Raw genomic sequence first — 18948 nt, forward strand, 5'->3', positions numbered from 1 at the left:
ACTTAATCTCCTTTATACTTCATATCAATTATTTCCTATATTAATATCAACCGTTAAGGGCACCTGCAATTTTGTTGCTAAATTCATTGCTGAATTAACAATTTTTTTAACAATTTCTAATTCATTTTCATATACTTCAACAATCAACTCATCATGAACTTGAGCAACAAGATACGATTTTAAATTATTTTGTTCTAATTGCTGATCAATTTTAATTAGAGCTAATTTAATTATATCAGCTGCTGTTCCTTGAATCGGAGCATTAATTGCAACGCGTTCTGCTGCTTGTTTAGCTACTCAATTCCGATCATTAATTGTTGGAATGTATCGAATCCGATTGAATAAAGTTTTAACAAATTTATGTTCTTGACAAAATTTAATTGTATTATCCATATAATGACGAATTTCAGGAAAAACAGCAAAATATCGTTCAATAAATTTTTTTGCTTCGCTAATAGAAATCATTAATTGTTTACTTAAACCAAAATCAGAAATACCATACACAATCCCAAAATTAACAGTTTTTGCAACTCTTCGTTGCTGTTCACTAACTTCAGTTTGATTAATAGAAAATATTTTACTAGCAGTCAATGAATGAATATCTTCATTATTTTTAAATGCTTTAATTAATTCTTTAACATTAGCCATATGTGCTAAAACTTTTAATTCAATTTGCGAGTAATCACTAGATAATACTACTTGTGTGCCAGAATCATTAGGAACAAACACTTTACGAACTAATTTTTGATGAACATCATGAATACTAATATTTTGCATATTAGGTTCTTGTGAAGATAACCTTCCTGTTGTTGTATTAGTTTGATTATAAATCGTATGCACCTTACCATCTGCGAAAATATATTTTTCCAAACCTTTTAAATAAGTTGAATAAGTTTTTTGATATTTACGATATTCCAAAATTTTATCAATAATTGGATGCAATTGTTGCATTTGTAATTGCATTAATACTTCTTGTGCCGTACTACCTTTTTGTAAATCAGGTAATTTTAACACATCAAATAATAATTCTTTTAATTGTTTAGGAGAATTAGGATTAACATCTTGTTGTGCTAAACTATTAATTTCTTCATTTAATTGGGTGACAATTTTTAATACTTCTTTTGTTAACTGTTCTAATTGTTCCATATCAACACGAATACCGTGAAACTCCATTTTTGCCAATACAAAAGCACAAGGAAACTCAATATTTTTATACAACTCTAATTGTTGTTGTTGTTCTAATTTCTTACTAAGAAGCGGTTTTAAATGTAAAATTCATCAAGCTTTTCTAGTAATAAAACCAGCAACTTCTTGTAATTCTCGTACAACTTTTTTTTGATTTTTACCATAAAACATTTCATCATTCATAAAAGTTTGTTCAGCAAAATAATTAATAACATTATCAATCGTTACTTTCATATTCGCATTTAAAATATAACCTGCTAATTGTAAATCAAAAGCAATACCTTTAACTTCAATATGATGTCATTTACAACCATTAATAACTTTCTTCAAATCAAAAACATCTTTTAAACATTTTTCATCTTTTAAAAATGCTAAAAATAATTCATCAGTACTAGCAACAAGATAATCTAAATAAAATGCTCCTTTATCGTTAACAACGCCAAACCCAATAATGTCTGAAGTATAATAATTATCACCATTCATTTCAACAAATAACGCATTTTCAACACAATTATAATTAGCATCTCACTTATTTAAAATTTTACCTTGATCTTTATTATTATTATCTTGTGAAGGATTATTTGTCTCTAAACGATTAACTAATGATTTCAAATTATATTTTAAATAAAATTCTTTTAAGCGATTTAAATCTGTATTAATTGTTAACGAAGATAAATCCTTAGGAAAAGGAACATCATATCTTAAAGACGCCATTTCTTTACATAATAAACCAATATTAGCATTATTCACAATTTTTTCTTTAACCGCTGTTTTTAATTCCTCTTGATGCGTAATAATATTTTCTAATGTTCCAAATTGATGTAACAATGATAAAGCAGTTTTTTCACCAATGCCTTTAATACCTGGAAGATTATCACTAGCATCACCTTTTAATCCTTTTAAATCAGGTATTTGGTTTGGGGATATATCTCATCTTGCTTTTAATGAATCAACATTAATAATTTCTACTTGTGATAATCCCTGCTTCGGTTTAACAATTACCGTATTAGCAGATAATAACTGTTCTAAATCACCATCCGATGACAAAATTTCAATTTCTCAATTTAAATCAATTGCCTTTTTATTAATCGTAGCAATAATATCATCAGCTTCAAAATCAGGATGTTCATATCATTGAATTCCATAGGCATCTAAAAACTCACGAACTAATGGTAATTGCTGTAATAATTCTTGTGGGGTTTTAACGCGTTTTTCTTTATAACTAGGTAATATTCCATAACGAAAATTTTTAGGTCCAGCATCAAAAGCAACCAAAACTAAATCATAATTTTGTTTTAAAATCTTTTCTAACATTGTAATAAAACCTAACAAAGCATTAGTTGGTGTCCCATTATTTGCTCGTAAAGTTATGGAATTACTATATGCAGTTGCGTAATATGCTCGAAAAACTAAACCATTACCATCAACTAATAATATTTTCTTCATTAAAAAATTTTCACCTAATTCTATTTCATTTCTTAAATTATTATAACAAATAAACTTGTCAAAAATAAAAACAGCAAGGATTTTGCTGTTTTTATTTTTAACTATGCAGGACTGGCAGACTTATTTTTCTCTCAAAATTTTCAATTATTAGCAACAATCTCTTTATTTTTCATTCGATAGGCAACTAGTAATAAAAATCCCGCCCCAATCATTAATAGTAAAGAAATAACTAATCCAATTGCCATTCTCTCGCCATTATCAGTATTATCAATAATTGTAAAGATAAATGTTAAAAAACCAATAATTATATAAATACTACCAATTATTCAAAAGAAAATCCTTCTTTTTAAACCTCAAATATTTGTAATAACAAATGTAAAAAAAGCAATAATAATTAATATATTCCATAATGTTTGAGCAAAATTACTAGTTCAAAAATTTAGTTTTAAAACAACAGTATCATAAATAACAAATTTAGACTTAACTAGCTCCACAAAACCATAAACAATCATTAAAAAAAATGCTAACGAAATTACTATTCGTCCAATTAATGCCCATTTTGTATTTTTCATTTTATTTAATCTCCTTATTCCTAAATGCTACAATTTTAAAATTATTGCTAGCAAGACTATTGTAATAGTTTTTTGTTTTTCATTTAATTGAATAAATATTATTCATCTTACCTTGGGAAAAACTAATATCATATGATACTTCTAATGAATTATCAATATCATTATACTGCATTTTCGTATTAGTAATTCTTCAATAATTACTATCTTGATAAAATCTCCGATATTTCATATTAATAGTGCCATTATTATCATTAACAATGCGATCTAAAATTTCGTTTTCGCTTGTTAACATTGTTAACAATTTAGCAACCTCGGTTATACAATTGGAATCATCTTCTTCTTTACAAGAGCTAATAGTCGTAATAAGAGTATCCAATACTCCATTCGGTATTAATTCACCTTTCTGACCATTATATCCAAGGATTTCTAATAATGCCACTTTTGCATGCTCGTTGTCAATTTCAATGGCAGCAAGAATCTTGTTAATCTTTGCTTCTGTTAACACCTCATCTTGAATTACACCGACTAACTTATTAATTGCGGTTAAAACATCATTTAAATTAATATTTGTATCATTAGGAAGAAAATTTAAATATTTTTTAACACTTCCAAAAATGGAATCTAATATATCTTTAATTTTAGGAAATGCTAATGGGAAAAAATCAGTATTTTTACAAAAAAAACTATAAAATCCCACACAACCACCACCAGCTGAAACCACATCAATTAATGGATAATCAAAAGACTTTAAGAAAGTTATAATATTTATGTTAATTTTCTTAACTAATTCATTTAATTGTGGGGTTAATCTCATAATTAATAATAACTTTCGTAAACTTAATCCGCCATCATTTAAAGAAAATACTTTTGTTAACTTATTTTTTAAATTACTAATTACTGATTGATCGAAACCAACATATGTCATACTCAATTGTTCATTAATAGCTTGTTGAATTTCTTTAGGAATTTTACTAACTTCGTACCAAATCTTATTGGGATCATCAAAAGGAATACTAACATACATTTTCATTACATAAGAAATAAGTGGTAAAATTGGTACTAACAATGAAATAATATTTTTTAGATCTTTAAATCCATTTTGAAAATTTTCTAATATATATTTATTAGTTATTATTGAAACATGATTATCATTATTATTATCTACTTCAATACCAAATGTTGCCATCATTGTATCATAAGCAGCTTCTACTTCGGTATCATCTTTACTATCATATCCTTTACAAGAACTTTCAGCTTTTTCTTTTTCTATCTTTTCTTTCTCTTCATCATTTTCTTTTTTTTCATAATTTTCTTTCTTACAACCAATTTGAACAATTATTTTTTTAATTCTTTTTTGTGACCACTGTAGTGCTTGAGCATATGTTGCTTTGCCAACAAAATTATCATTATGTTCAGTAAGATTATTTCGTAATTCAGTAATAATATCAGCATAACCACCAGCATTATAATCATTTCAAAAACTTTCAATATTACTTTTAGTTAAAAAATTCATAATGGGATCTAAAACAGACCCACTATTAAAAATTTCTTTTAATGTATCAACAGTTAAAGTGTTAAAAATTGAACCATATGTTCGAATTTTACCTAAAATATTATTTTGACTAATTAAATCAGCATAGGGTTTTACATATTTATCATTAGAGTTAATAACTTTATTAGCTAAATCTTGCGAAGCAAAAAACTCTTGATGACGAGGGAATCAATTATTATCATTGGTTTGTCCAAAATACGAATAAGAAATATTTTTAAAAATTAAATTATCAACTTTATTTTCTAAAATATCATTAATAACTTGCGAAGCATCTCATTTTTTTTCTCTACTTAATATTATTGCTTTAGTAATTTCGCCAGTAATTGCCGAAAAATCATTTAATTTAGCAGCGATGCCTTCATCAATCTTAGTTTGATAACGAAAAGTACAAGCAGCTAAGGTTAAAATTTGAGAAACTGATAATAATAACACTACTCAATATTTCATTATTTTTCTTTTCATAAATTAAACCTCAACTTTTATAAAACAATGCAAGACAATTTTAAACTTTTTAGAAAAATAAAGCAAATTCAAATTATGAAAAAAAGAACAATAAACGGCAATTTTTTTTAAATTTTATTTTCATAGTCTTACTTCTATTAAGAATACTATTTAGATTTAACTTTGTCTATCTAAATCAATATCCAAATATTTATTTAAAACCTGAAATGTAAAATTAAAAAGGACACTTATATATAAAAAACAAATTGTGTTAATTCTATAATTAAGAAAAGAAAGGAATTAACACAATGTATAAGTATCTGACTATTGAATCAATAATAGCAATAAAAGAATATAAAAGTTATGGATTTTCTATTCGTAAAATAGCAAAAGCAATTGATTATAGTAAATCAACTGTACACAGAGTTTGTAAATTATTAAATCAAAACTTATTACCATTAGAAATATTGAATCAAGTTCAAAAAAATAAACAAAATGCAGGTAGAAAATTAATAATTTTAACTTTAACAGAAATTAATACTATCAATCATTTGTTAATTACTAAAAATTATGCTCTTGATATAATTGCTGATTTTTTAAAGAAAAATAAAATAAAAAATATTTCAACAAAAACTTTATATAACATGTTTAAAACAAATCGAATGGGTTTTGATGAAAAAAATTTATTGAGAAAAGGCAAAAATAAACCTCATAAACAAAAAGAAACTAGGGGCAGAATTAATAATTGTAAATCTATTCATGAAAGAAATTTAATCATTCCAAATATTAAAAATATACAAGAATTTGGCCATTTAGAGGGAGATACTATCGTTGGTAAAGATCATAAAAGTTCTATTATTACTTTAGCTGATATATGATCAAAAACCACAATTCCTTTGAAAACTAAAAATCATAAAGCAGAAAGTATTACACAAAGTATAATAAAATTTATTTCAAAATTAATACCAGGAACAATTAAAACTATTACTTTTGATCGTGGTAAAGAATTTAGTAAATGAAAATTAATTGAAAAAAATTGTAATGTTAAAATTTATTTTGCAGATGCCGGCAAACCTTGTCAAAGAGGTTTAAATAAGAACAATAATGGTATTTTAAGAAGATATTTACCAAAATCTACTGATTTATCTTCATATAAACAAAAAGACTTAAATTCTATAGCATTTCAAATTAATTCTACACCCAGAAAATCATTATCTTATAAAAGACCAATAGATTTAATACAATTATTTTAAAAAACTGTCCCATTTATATTTACAATTCAGGAAAAATAAAACCAATCTTGCTACTAATATTCTTACAAGGTTGCCGTTCATAAATAAGTTGATATAATTATTTATGTTAAAAAATATTTATCTTTTTTATATAATAATTTATTAAGTTGAGGTTAGATACATTTATGAAACATTGAAAATGAAACAAATTATTTAAGCAAGCCTTTTGAGGAGCATTTAAACATAAAATCCAAATTATTTCATTAATTTTATTAACTATTATCTTATCAACGACAATTACCTTAACTTGAATTACGACAAGATGACTCTTAGATGGTGAAACAACAATGAATAGTGCTACAACACCATTTAATTATAGTTATCGCTTTAACAGTAAAAATAGTCCTAGTATTCAAAGCATATCACCAACATTTAATATTTGTACTGCTTTTAGTAAAAGTTCATTAGCAGAATCTAATACTAGTAAAAGTATAAAAGATAACAGTACACCAATACTTACCATTGCGAAAGATAAAAATGACCCTACGGGGTGTTTATTACCATTAATATCAGAAAGTTTAGATATTACGGAAAAAATAGCAAGTAATAATAATATCACAATTGAAAATATTTCCTTTAAAAATTTACTAAAATGAGAAAAAATTAATACAAATAGTTTAGCCTTTAAAAATTCACTCTTTGGTCAAATTTTACATAAAAAATATCATGACATTCCTAATAACGAATTTAAAATATTATATGAACAATATACAACTTTGGTTGAACAATACATTAACCCAATTTTTGCCTTTTATTTATTTAATCTTTATAAAGCTAATAGTGATAAACTTAAATATCCAAAAAAAACAACTGATGCTGATTATTTTGACAAAGTTAAAGCATTTAAAGAAATATTTTTAAGAGACTTTGTTAATGCTTGTAATGGCGACAGTTGAATAAGAGATATAAATAATGAAACTGATTTATCTAGTGATAATGTTCCAATTTTTGGTGGCGGAATTAATATTTTTCAACAATTAACAAAAGAAGATTATGAAAAAAGGTTTCCTCAGGCAACAAATTTTAATAACAAAGCTTTTTTTAAACAAGGTTTTAAAGGCGATTTAGGAAATATTTTAATGAATATTAACAAAGATAATAATGAAATTATTTTTCAACTAACAAACGACCACATAAATGATAATAAGGATAGTAGTTATCTCGATGTTGCCAAATATCTAACACTTCCGATTGGTGGAACATCTTTAAGAAATAATTGAGATATTTCGCAAGCAATATGAAATCATCATAATAAATTAGTTGGCTTATTAAGTAACTTTAATGTCAATTTACGCCAAGAGTATTTATTTTCTGATTTTGCTACTAATATCCGTTATCGTGTAATTAGTATTAATCCTAATAATGACACTAAAAAAAATAATATTAAAATCATTAGTGGCACCTATCCTACTGGTGCTAATCAAATTGTAATTAATCCTCAGTTTGCTGAAAAATATAATTATAAAATTGATGATACTCTTAAAATTGGTAGCTATAAATTAATAATTACTGGCATTGGTGGCGATAACTTTACATCGTTACCTGTTGTTCATCCAATAAATTTTCTTCCTAATCCAGCAAAAGAAGCCGTCTTATTCGTTAACCACCAATTATTTATTCGTGATGAATTCATTCGTTATAGTGATATTGAAGATATATCTAATGTCTATTTAACATACACAGGAAATCATATTGCCAATGATTTCGAATTATTTCGACTTTTTCTTAATGATAATTTTAAAAAAAATAATAACAGCATTGAAACTGTTTATCAAAAAATGTTAGCTTACAATAACAACCCCCAAGACATTCAAAAAATTACTGAAGATTTAAAAATAACTTCAACGATTGAAAATAGTGACAGCAACAATTATATTAATCGTGGCTTTAATTCGTTACCAACAATTACTAGAACATATACTTGATTTAGTATTATTATTGTTATTTTTATGACAATGTTAACAGTTTTTGCAACAGTATTAATTATTAGAAAAACCGTTGAACGCAACGCAACACAAATTGGTGTTTTGAAAGCATTAGGCTATGAAAATAAAACAATTATTGGTTCATATTGATCTTATGCCTTAATAACAACAATTCTTGCTGTACCCATTGGTTGAATTGTTGGTAGTATTTTACAAATAGTCGTAATGAAAATTTTTGAAAATTTCTTTACAATCCCAAATAATATTTTTTATTTTGATATTATTCCTTTTCTAATTGCTTTGGCAATTAATATCATTGTAATTTTAATTACCGTAACAATTACTGCTTATAAACAAGTAGCAAAAAATACAATTACCCTATTACGACCTAACAGTGATAATAAACCTTCAAAAGCAATTTCTGGCATCCACAAAAGATGATTTGCATTTGGAAGCTTTAAAACTCGGTTTCGTTTGGCATTGGCATCAGTTTCATATAAGAAAATTATTATTATGTTTGTAACAATTCTTATTGCTTCATTCACTATCGCTATTGCCTTAATGATCCCTGCTGCTGTTCGCAGTCTTGATGATTCTTATTATGGACTTTTAAAATATCAAACTAATGCTGAATTTCAACAACCGATTAGTAATATCCCAACAACTCGTTATAATTTATACCCTTGAAAAGGGATTGATGCTCAAAATCAAAGTCTTGATTACCCAATTACTGAAATTCGTCCAGTAGCTGATTACTATAAAGATGCTCCTGCTAATTCTTGAAAAAAACTTAGTGATAATACCCAAAACATTAATTTAGATAATATTTTAAAACAAATTGCTTATAACTATTATTGAACAGGTGGCAGAGGAATTTCTTTAGGTTGATTAGAACAAATTTCTAAGGATTTTAATAATAATCCCAAACTTTCAGGATTATTATCCACAATTATTTGTCCAATGGTAAACACTATTTTAACAACTAATGCCAAAATAAATACTAGTGATAACTGAAGAACCTGTACAATGAATGCAATTGAAACAGCTGTTCCTTCTTATATTAAAGACTTTCTTAATATTTCTGGAAGAAAACAACGCTTAACAATTACTCATAATACTTTACCTTATAATGCTAAAGAAGATGAATTATATACATATTATGATGCTAACTTAAATAATGTCGCTTTTAAAACCCTAGGAGTAAAACCAAATAGTGATATGATTGCATTAAAAGAAAGTTCAAAATATATCCAAGAAAAAAAATGACTTGATAAGATTCCAGCAGTTATTAATCGGGCAATGCAAATAAAACATAATTTAAAAGTTGATAGTATTTTTGAAAGTGAAGTTCAACAAAAACAATTACAATATATGAGTGCTAATAATAAATGATATCCTGCTCACACTTCATTTTGAATTTATCGTGATGAAAATAACTCTGAAAATATCTATAATATGCCTCTAGATAAATGAAGTATTAATGATAATAACTCGCCTTATGGTTGAACTAACCATTATGGTTATAAAGAAAACGATATTGGTGATGATGACATTGCTAAAAGTTATCGTAACTTAAATGAAATAATTTTACGATTACCCAAAGAAGAAATCACAATTGATAATATCAAATACCCAGCAATTAAAGATGAATTTTTAAAAGAAATTATTAATGCAAAAATACCAACAAATAATAATAAATTTGTTATTGAACAATCATCCGACAATAAATGATGACATATTAGAGCCTTTGTGCCATTTGCTACTAAAAATAAATTTGTTGATGAAGACTTTATGACATCAGCACTAAATCTCTTAAATCAATCATATGACAATCCATTATGAAATATTTTTATTGCCATACTAGACGGTAAAACTATTGGTAATAAAGAAATACCTAAAATTCTAAAAATTGATAATACCCCAATACCGCAAAAAGTTAAATATCAAGTTAAAGCAATTCATGAATCTTATGGTGAATTAAAAGTTTATATTAATCAACGAGTTGCTAATCAAATTCTTGGTTTTAATGCCACAACAAGTAGTGAAATTTATAAAAAAGATCCTTTTAATAATGAACCATTATGATTTAATGGTCGGTTATCATCTAATCCTGAATTAACTGATGTTACTAGTAGATATTCAACAACTTCAACTCTTGGTGATTATTCAATTGCTAGTTTAAATGATAATGTTGCTAATACTGTTACTAACAGTGAACTATTAACAGTAAAACGAGAATTAATTAAAAACTTAACAACAGTGGCTTCTAGTATTGCTGCCATCTTTATTTTAGGTTCAATTAGTCTATCCGCAATTATTGTTATAATGATTTCTAATCTTCTTGTCCATCAGTTTGCTAAACTAATGGCGATTATGAAAATTCAAGGGTATAAATATCGTGAAATTAATAGTTTAACTTTATCAATGTTTATTCCGGCCGCTATTATGGGATTTATCGTTGGATTTATCAGTGCTTGATTTATTTGTCAAGGTATCTTATGAACTATTGGAATTTTTACTGGATTCATTATTCCCCTATATTTCCAATGATGACTTTTACCAATAACATTAGCAACAATTACAATTATTTACACACTGACTTATATAATTTCAACTGAAACATTAAAACGAATGAATGTACTTGAATTAGTAAAAAGTAGTGACGAATAAGTTATTTAAAGCAGAAAGGCTACAAAAACTAATGAAAAAAATATTTCCAACTTATAAACAAGCATTTTTTTCAATGTTTAAAGTAAAAGTTCAAATGATTTTACTAATTTTGCTAACAATAATTCTCACTGCTAGTATTAGTCTCGCCATGTCAACAATTAATAATTTAAAGCAAAGTAATAATTTTATGGGGCAAGAAGTAAAATATGATTATTATTATAAATTGCTGAATTATACTTGTAAGTGCAAGTAAATAAAATTGCAAAAGATTTCATATGCTGAATTATACTTGTAAGTGCAAGTAAATAAAATTGCAAAAGATTTCATATAAAAATTTCATGATGCTAAGTTTATTTTAGAAAAAGTAAATTTAAGGAGTTTTTATATGGGATACAAACATCTTGGCATAGATGAAAGAATTTATATTGAGAATCAATTGAAATTTAAAGTAAAAATTAGTGAAATAGCTAAAAATCTTAATCGAAGTATTAGTACTATTAATCGAGAAGTTAATAGAAATAAAGATAATAATCATTATTTTTCATTAATTGCACAAAATAAAGCAGAAAATAGAAAACAATTACATGTTTATTTTCATAAATTTAAAAATAGAGAATTAGTAAAATATGTACAACAAAAATTATTATTAGGTTGATCGCCTGAACAAATTTATGGCAGAATTAAAAATTTTCATCAAGAATGAATTATTAGTTTTAAAACAATTTACAATTGAATTTATTCTGGATTACTTGAAAAGGTTACTAGTAAAAATTTAAGAAGAAAAGGTAAGAAACGAAAATCTCAAGAAAATCGGGGTAAATTTAATGGTAAATCCATTAAAGAACGAAATGTTAATAATCGCATAACTCTTGGCCATTGAGAAGGTTGGATTGGCAACCCTTTTTAGGACACTTTTTATGTAGACTGGTATTTTCTAAATTCAACGGGAGTTAAATAATTTAAACTGCCATGAATTCGAATATTGTTATATCAATTAACAAAATCAAATAGTTCGCATTTTAGTTGTGTTAAGTTTGCAAATTTTTTACCGTTAATAAATTCGGTTTTAAAGGTTTTGTAAGTTGCTTCAGCAACAGCATTATCATATGGGCATCCTTTGGAGCTTAATGATCTTTTAATTTTAAAGGTTATTAAAATTTCATCAATAATTTTATTTTTAAACTCATTACCACGATCAGTATGAAATAAAGTTATTTTATTTAATGGTCGTGTTATCTTGTGAAAAGCTTGTTGAACTAATTCAGCAGTTTTATTTGGTCCAGCACTATAGCCAATTACTTCGCGATTAAACAAGTCAATTAATAAACAAATATAATGTCATTTAGTGCCAACTTGAACATATGTTAAATCACTAACAACAACTTCATTTGGTTTTTTGTCATTAAATTGACGATTTAAAACATTATTAATTTCGTCATTATTAACTGTTTTTTTATGATTACAATATTTTAACTTGGTGTATTTAGAAACCAAATTATTTTTGATCATAATGAATCGGATTTTTCGTCGTGATAAAATGATATTTTTTCTTATTAAAACAGCTTTAATTTTACGAGCACCATAAATCTTGCGACTTTTATTAAATGCACTGATAACTTCTTGTTCATAATTATTAACATCAAACTTGGTGCATTTATTAGTTTGATAATAATATGTTGATTTTAGTAAACCTAAAATCTTACATATTTTCCTCACTGAATATTTATTTTTGTTGTTATTAATTATTGTTATTTTTTCCCGATTATCAGTGCTGCTTGCTTTAAAATGTCATTTTCCATTCGTAATTGTTGGTTTTCTTTTCGCAAGTAAATTAATTCATTTTCTTCGACAGTGCGATTATCTTTTGCTTTAAATGACCCAGAATTATTATAATTTTTAATTCAACCTGAAATGTAAAATTAAAAAGGACACTTATATAAAAAACAAATTGTGTTAATTCTATAATTAAGAAAAGAAAGGAATTAGCACAATGTATAAGTATCTGACTATTGAATCAATAATAGCAATAAAAGAATATAAAAGTTATGGATTTTCTATTCGTAAAATAGCAAAAGCAATTGATTATAGTAAATCAACTGTACACAGAGTTTGTAAATTATTAAATCAAAACTTATTACCATTAGAAATATTGAATCAAGTTCAAAAAAATAAACAAAATGCAGGTAGAAAATTAATAATTTTAACTTTAACAGAAATTAATACTATCAATCATTTGTTAATTACTAAAAATTATGCTCTTGATATAATTGCTGATTTTTTAAAGAAAAATAAAATAAAAAATATTTCAACAAAAACTTTATATAACATGTTTAAAACAAATCGAATGGGTTTTGATGAAAAAAATTTATTGAGAAAAGGCAAAAATAAACCTCATAAACAAAAAGAAACTAAGGGCAGAATTAATAATTGTAAATCTATTCATGAAAGAAATTTAATCATTCCAAATATTAAAAATATACAAGAATTTGGCCATTTAGAGGGAGATACTATCGTTGGTAAAGATCATAAAAGTTCTATTATTACTTTAGCTGATATATGATCAAAAACCATAATTCCTTTGAAAACTAAAAATCATAAAGCAGAAAGTATTACACAAAGTATAATAAAATTTATTTCAAAATTAATACCAGGAATAATTAAAACTATTACTTTTGATCGTGGTAAAGAATTTAGTAAATGAAAATTAATTGAAAAAAATTGTAATGTTAAAATTTATTTTGCAGATGCCGGCAAACCTTGTCAAAGAGGTTTAAATGAGAACAATAATGGTATTTTAAGAAGATATTTACCAAAATCTACTGATTTATCTTCATATAAACAAAAAGACTTAAATTCTATAGCATTTCAAATTAATTCTACACCCAGAAAATCATTATCTTATAAAAGACCAATAGATTTAATACAATTATTTTAAAAAACTGTCCCATTTATATTTACAATTCAGGAAACTAATAATTCATTCTTGATGAAAATTTTTAATTCTGCCATAAATTTGTTCAGGCGATCAACCTAATAATAATTTTTGTTGTACATATTTTACTAATTCTCTATTTTTAAATTTATGAAAATAAACATGTAATTGTTTTCTATTTTCTGCTTTATTTTGTGCAATTAATGAAAAATAATGATTATTATCTTTATTTCTATTAACTTCTCGATTAATAGTACTAATACTTCGATTAAGATTTTTAGCTATTTCACTAATTTTTACTTTAAATTTCAATTGATTCTCAATATAAATTCTTTCATCTATGCCAAGATGTTTGTATCCCATATAAAAACTCCTTAAATTTACTTTTTCTAAAATAAACTTAGCATCATGAAATTTTTATATGAAATCTTTTGCAATTTTATTTACTTGCACTTACAAGTATAATTCAGCAATTATAAACTTTTTTAAAAACTTTCTTATAATTTTGTCGTTATTTATAAAAATTTTAAATAAAAAAATAAATCCACCCCTTTTTAAAAAACTTCTTGTACTTGTCATAAGTCTGTGGTATATTAAAAGCAAAATTTTAAAACAATCCGTTGTCTAATTTTGATATAATATTTTTAATTAAAAAAAATCTACGGAGGGTCTTATGAAACCAACACGAGGAAAACTAATCTTTAAAATATTTGCTTTCATATTTACAATAGCATTTTTAATTGCTACATATATTAATTCAATGGTATTAAAATTATGAGTACCTAAATCTGACTTACCATTTCTATATGGCGATTTTACAGTTCAGTATTTATCTTTTTTTACTACGCAATCAAATATCATTGTTGCCATATGATTTCTATTAGCAACAATTAATTATCAAAATGAAGATAAAAATATTTTAACAGGACAAACAAGCAAACTTTTCATAACTAGTTATATTTCCGTAACTTTTTTTGTTTGACTTACAGTCCTAATGCCCACCGCTTTTAAAGATATGGGAATAAATGCCTGAATTTATGGCGTTGCCCAACACATTATTGTCCCTTTATTAATGATTATTTATGGCATCTGAAATATTGGCAGTAATAAAATTGAATTAAATAACTATTTTAAAAAAAATATCTGAATATACTTAAGTTATCCATTAACATACATTATCTATGTTATGCTTCGTGGCGAAATGCGCTGAGCAGATGGTAAAGAAAACTTATCATACCCCTACTTTTTCTTAAACCTTCATAATAAAAATTTTGGAATGAATGGGGTTTTAGTATTTGTTATCTTTGCAACTTTAATTTTATTTTTATTTATTGTATTTAACTTACTATACATATTTATTAACAATTTTAAAAATAAAACCTGAATTGTAAATATAAATGGGACAGTTTTTTAAAATAATTGTATTAAATCTATTGGTCTTTTATAAGATAATGATTTTCTGGGTGTAGAATTAATTTGAAATGCTATAGAATTTAAGTCTTTTTGTTTATATGAAGATAAATCAGTAGATTTTGGTAAATATCTTCTTAAAATACCATTATTGTTCTCATTTAAACCTCTTTGACAAGGTTTTCCGGCATCTGCAAAATAAATTTTAACATTACAATTTTTTTCAATTAATTTTCATTTACTAAATTCTTTACCACGATCAAAAGTAATAGTTTTAATTGTTCCTGGTATTAATTTTGAAATAAATTTTATTATACTTTGTGTAATACTTTCTGCTTTATGATTTTTAGTTTTCAAAGGAATTGTGGTTTTTGATCATATATCAGCTAAAGTAATAATAGAACTTTTATGATCTTTACCAACGATAGTATCTCCCTCTAAATGGCCAAATTCTTGTATATTTTTAATATTTGGAATGATTAAATTTCTTTCATGAATAGATTTACAATTATTAATTCTGCCCCTAGTTTCTTTTTGTTTATGAGGTTTATTTTTGCCTTTTCTCAATAAATTTTTTTCATCAAAACCCATTCGATTTGTTTTAAACATGTTATATAAAGTTTTTGTTGAAATATTTTTTATTTTATTTTTCTTTAAAAAATCAGCAATTATATCAAGAGCATAATTTTTAGTAATTAACAAATGATTGATAGTATTAATTTCTGTTAAAGTTAAAATTATTAATTTTCTACCTGCATTTTGTTTATTTTTTTGAACTTGATTCAATATTTCTAATGGTAATAAGTTTTGATTTAATAATTTACAAACTCTGTGTACAGTTGATTTACTATAATCAATTGCTTTGGATTGGCAACCCTTTTTAGGACACTTTTTATGTAGACTGGTATTTTCTAAATTCAACGGGAGTTAAATAATTTAAACTGCCATGAATTCGAATATTGTTATATCAATTAACAAAATCAAATAGTTCGCATTTTAGTTGTGTTAAGTTTGCAAATTTTTTACCGTTAATAAATTCGGTTTTAAAGGTTTTGTAAGTTGCTTCAGCAACAGCATTATCATATGGGCATCCTTTGGAGCTTAATGATCTTTTAATTTTAAAGGTTATTAAAATTTCATCAATAATTTTATTTTTAAACTCATTACCACGATCAGTATGAAATAAAGTTATTTTATTTAATGGTCGTGTTATCTTGTGAAAAGCTTGTTGAACTAATTCAGCAGTTTTATTTGGTCCAGCACTATAGCCAATTACTTCGCGATTAAACAAGTCAATTAATAAACAAATATAATGTCATTTAGTGCCAACTTGAACATATGTTAAATCACTAACAACAACTTCATTTGGTTTTTTGTCATTAAATTGACGATTTAAAACATTATTAATTTCGTCATTATTAACTGTTTTTTTATGATTACAATATTTTAACTTGGTGTATTTAGAAACCAAATTATTTTTGATCATAATGAATCGGATTTTTCGTCGTGATAAAATGATATTTTTTCTTATTAAAACAGCTTTAATTTTACGAGCACCATAAATCTTGCGACTTTTATTAAATGCACTGATAACTTCTTGTTCATAATTATTAACATCAAACTTGGTGCATTTATTAGTTTGATAATAATATGTTGATTTTAGTAAACCTAAAATCTTACATATTTTCCTCACTGAATATTTATTTTTGTTGTTATTAATTTATTGTTATTTTTTCCCGATTATCAGTGCTGCTTGCTTTAAAATGTCATTTTCCATTCGTAATTGTTGGTTTTCTTTTCGCAAGTAAATTAATTCATTTTCTTCGACAGTGCGATTATCTTTTGCTTTAAATGACCCAGAATTATTATAATTTTTAATTCAACTATAAATAGTTGGTTTTGGTAAATTATATTCTTTCCCTAAATTAATAACACTTTTGTCATTTTTGTATAGCATTACAATTTGTTTTTTAAATTCTTCAGAGTATGAGGTTTTATTTCCCATTTTTATATTCCTTCTTTCTTAATAATTTTGAAGTCTATATAATTATGGTCCAACTTATTGTAGCCTATCCACTTTTGCTATTTTACGAATAGAAAATCCATAACTTTTATATTCTTTTATTGCTATTATTGATTCAATAGTCAGATACTTATACATTGTGCTAATTCCTTTCTTTTCTTAATTATAGAATTAACACAATTTGTTTTTTATATAAGTGTCCTTTTTTTAATAATTTTACATTTCAGGAAAAATAAAAAAATATTAGAAAATAATTTAAATTTCAAAAATGAGAATAACTAGTTATTCTCATTTTTACTTATCTTTAACATAATCTTTTAATTGTTCTAAATAATCCAATTTTTCTCAACTAAAATTATCATCTTTACCAAAATGACCATAAACGGCAGTTTTTTGATAAATCGGTTGCATTAACTGCAAACAATCAATCATTCCTTGCATCGAAAAATCAAAAACAGCACTAATAGCACCACTAATTATATTAAGAGCAATCTTTTCAGTATTAAATGTTTCAACATAAATAGCAATCGGATCTTTCATACCAATAGCATATGCCAATTGAATTTCACATTTATCAGCCCAATTTAAAGCAACAATATGTTTAGCGACTTTTCTTGCCATATAAGCAGCGGCCCGATCAACCTTAGTAGCATCTTTACCAGAAAAGGCACCACCACCACTACGAGCATATCCACCATAAGTATCCACAATAATTTTTCTTCCTGTTAATCCCGTATCGCCATAAGGTCCACCAACAACAAATCTTCCTGTCGGATTAATCAAAAATTTAAAATCAAAATTTAAATTATATTTCTTAGCAATAACTAACATAATTTTTTGATGAATATATGTTTTAAATTCACTTTCATTATAATCAGGATGATGTTGAATTGACATTAAAATCGTATCAATTTTAGGTTGTAACCAATCAGTATAATCAATCGTTACTTGTGATTTCATATCAGGACGAGCATCTTTAAATTGTTGATTTTTTCTTAAAGAAGAAGCCAAATGTACTAAATCATGGGCAATTTGAATGGCTAATGGCATATAAGTTTTAGTTTCATTAGTAGCATAACCAAAAATAATTCCTTGATCACCTGCTGCTAATTGATGATTATGTTCCACACCACGAATAATATCTTGTGACTGACTATGAATTAATACTTGAATATGACAAGTATTACCATTAATACCAATTTTTTCATCAATATAACCAATATCACAAATAACTTTTCTAGCAATCGCTTCATAATTTACAATTGCTAATGATTTAATTTCGCCACCAATAATAACCATATTAGTAGTAATAAACACTTCACAAGCTAGTCTTGTTCGCGGGTCTTGTTTTAAACAAGCATCCAAAATAGCATCAGCTATTTGATCACAAATCTTATCAGGATGTCCCTCACTAACAGATTCACTAGTAAATAATATTTTTCTCATGCTTTCCTCCATTAATATTTATTTAAATAATATAAAACCTTCTTTAACTAAAAA

The 18948-nt window shown here is 25.3% G+C and carries 12 protein-coding genes and 1 pseudogene; 5 read left to right on the forward strand and 8 right to left on the reverse strand.

Going from position 1 to position 18948, the window contains the following annotated elements; genetic code table 4:
• Positions 1–12 precede the first annotated feature (12 nt).
• From polA to AACK97_RS01050, 3 genes are all read right to left on the reverse strand, one after another.
• Positions 13–2631, reverse strand: a complete 2619-nt coding sequence (polA, locus tag AACK97_RS01040; protein WP_338968072.1) for a DNA polymerase I — start codon at positions 2629–2631, stop codon at positions 13–15.
• Between the two features lie 101 nt (positions 2632–2732).
• A complete protein-coding gene (locus AACK97_RS01045) occupies positions 2733–3203 on the reverse strand; it encodes a hypothetical protein (protein WP_338968073.1) in 471 nt (156 codons plus the stop codon).
• 1 nt (position 3204) lies between these two features.
• A complete protein-coding gene (locus tag AACK97_RS01050) occupies positions 3205–5202 on the reverse strand; it encodes a hypothetical protein (protein WP_338968076.1) in 1998 nt (665 codons plus the stop codon).
• A 302-nt stretch (positions 5203–5504) separates the two neighbouring features.
• Between AACK97_RS01050 and AACK97_RS01055 the strand changes: the two genes are divergently transcribed.
• From AACK97_RS01055 to AACK97_RS01065, 3 genes are all read left to right on the forward strand, one after another.
• Positions 5505–6449: an IS30 family transposase gene (locus AACK97_RS01055; RefSeq protein ID WP_338968077.1), complete on the forward strand. Its 945-nt coding sequence runs from the start codon at positions 5505–5507 to the stop codon at positions 6447–6449.
• A 164-nt stretch (positions 6450–6613) separates the two neighbouring features.
• Positions 6614–11083, forward strand: coding sequence for an ABC transporter permease (locus AACK97_RS01060; RefSeq protein ID WP_338968079.1), 4470 nt, complete (start codon positions 6614–6616; stop codon positions 11081–11083).
• 385 nt (positions 11084–11468) lie between these two features.
• Entirely contained in the window at positions 11469–11990 is a 522-nt protein-coding gene (locus AACK97_RS01065; RefSeq protein WP_338968082.1) for an IS30 family transposase, read from the forward strand.
• Positions 11991–11998: 8 nt separating this feature from the next.
• Here the strand turns inward: AACK97_RS01065 and AACK97_RS01070 are convergent, their stop codons facing one another.
• Positions 11999–12919, reverse strand: a complete 921-nt coding sequence (locus AACK97_RS01070) for an IS3 family transposase (protein WP_338968925.1) — start codon at positions 12917–12919, stop codon at positions 11999–12001.
• 154 nt (positions 12920–13073) lie between these two features.
• Here AACK97_RS01070 and AACK97_RS01075 point away from each other — a divergent pair, with 154 nt between their 5' ends.
• Positions 13074–14018 (forward strand): IS30 family transposase, encoded by a 945-nt coding sequence (locus AACK97_RS01075; protein ID WP_338968085.1) that lies wholly within the window; start codon positions 13074–13076, stop codon positions 14016–14018.
• Here the strand turns inward: AACK97_RS01075 and AACK97_RS01080 are convergent.
• Positions 14010–14378 (reverse strand): helix-turn-helix domain-containing protein, encoded by a 369-nt coding sequence (locus AACK97_RS01080; RefSeq protein ID WP_338968087.1) that lies wholly within the window; start codon positions 14376–14378, stop codon positions 14010–14012. The two genes, AACK97_RS01075 and AACK97_RS01080, sit on opposite strands and share 9 nt — an antisense overlap.
• A gap of 310 nt (positions 14379–14688) precedes the next feature.
• On the opposite strand from AACK97_RS01080, the gene AACK97_RS01085 reads away from it, so the two are divergent.
• Positions 14689–15429, forward strand: coding sequence for a Pr6Pr family membrane protein (locus AACK97_RS01085; protein ID WP_338968089.1), 741 nt, complete (start codon positions 14689–14691; stop codon positions 15427–15429).
• On the opposite strand, the gene AACK97_RS01090 is transcribed toward AACK97_RS01085, so the two are convergent.
• The 3 genes and pseudogenes from AACK97_RS01090 to metK form a co-directional block, all read right to left on the reverse strand.
• Complete coding sequence (locus AACK97_RS01090; RefSeq protein WP_338967271.1) at positions 15426–16346, reverse strand: IS30 family transposase; 921 nt, start codon at positions 16344–16346, stop codon at positions 15426–15428. The genes AACK97_RS01085 and AACK97_RS01090 overlap by 4 nt on opposite strands.
• Positions 16318–17430: pseudogene (locus AACK97_RS01095) on the reverse strand (IS3 family transposase). Before AACK97_RS01095 ends, AACK97_RS01090 begins: the two are co-directional and overlap by 29 nt.
• A gap of 312 nt (positions 17431–17742) precedes the next feature.
• Complete coding sequence (gene metK, locus AACK97_RS01100; protein ID WP_375315612.1) at positions 17743–18906, reverse strand: methionine adenosyltransferase; 1164 nt, start codon at positions 18904–18906, stop codon at positions 17743–17745.
• Positions 18907–18948: the final 42 nt, after the last annotated feature.

It is taken from the genome of Spiroplasma endosymbiont of Lonchoptera lutea, assembly GCF_964019715.1.
Lineage (GTDB): Bacteria > Bacillota_I > Bacilli_A > Mycoplasmatales > Nriv7 > Nriv7.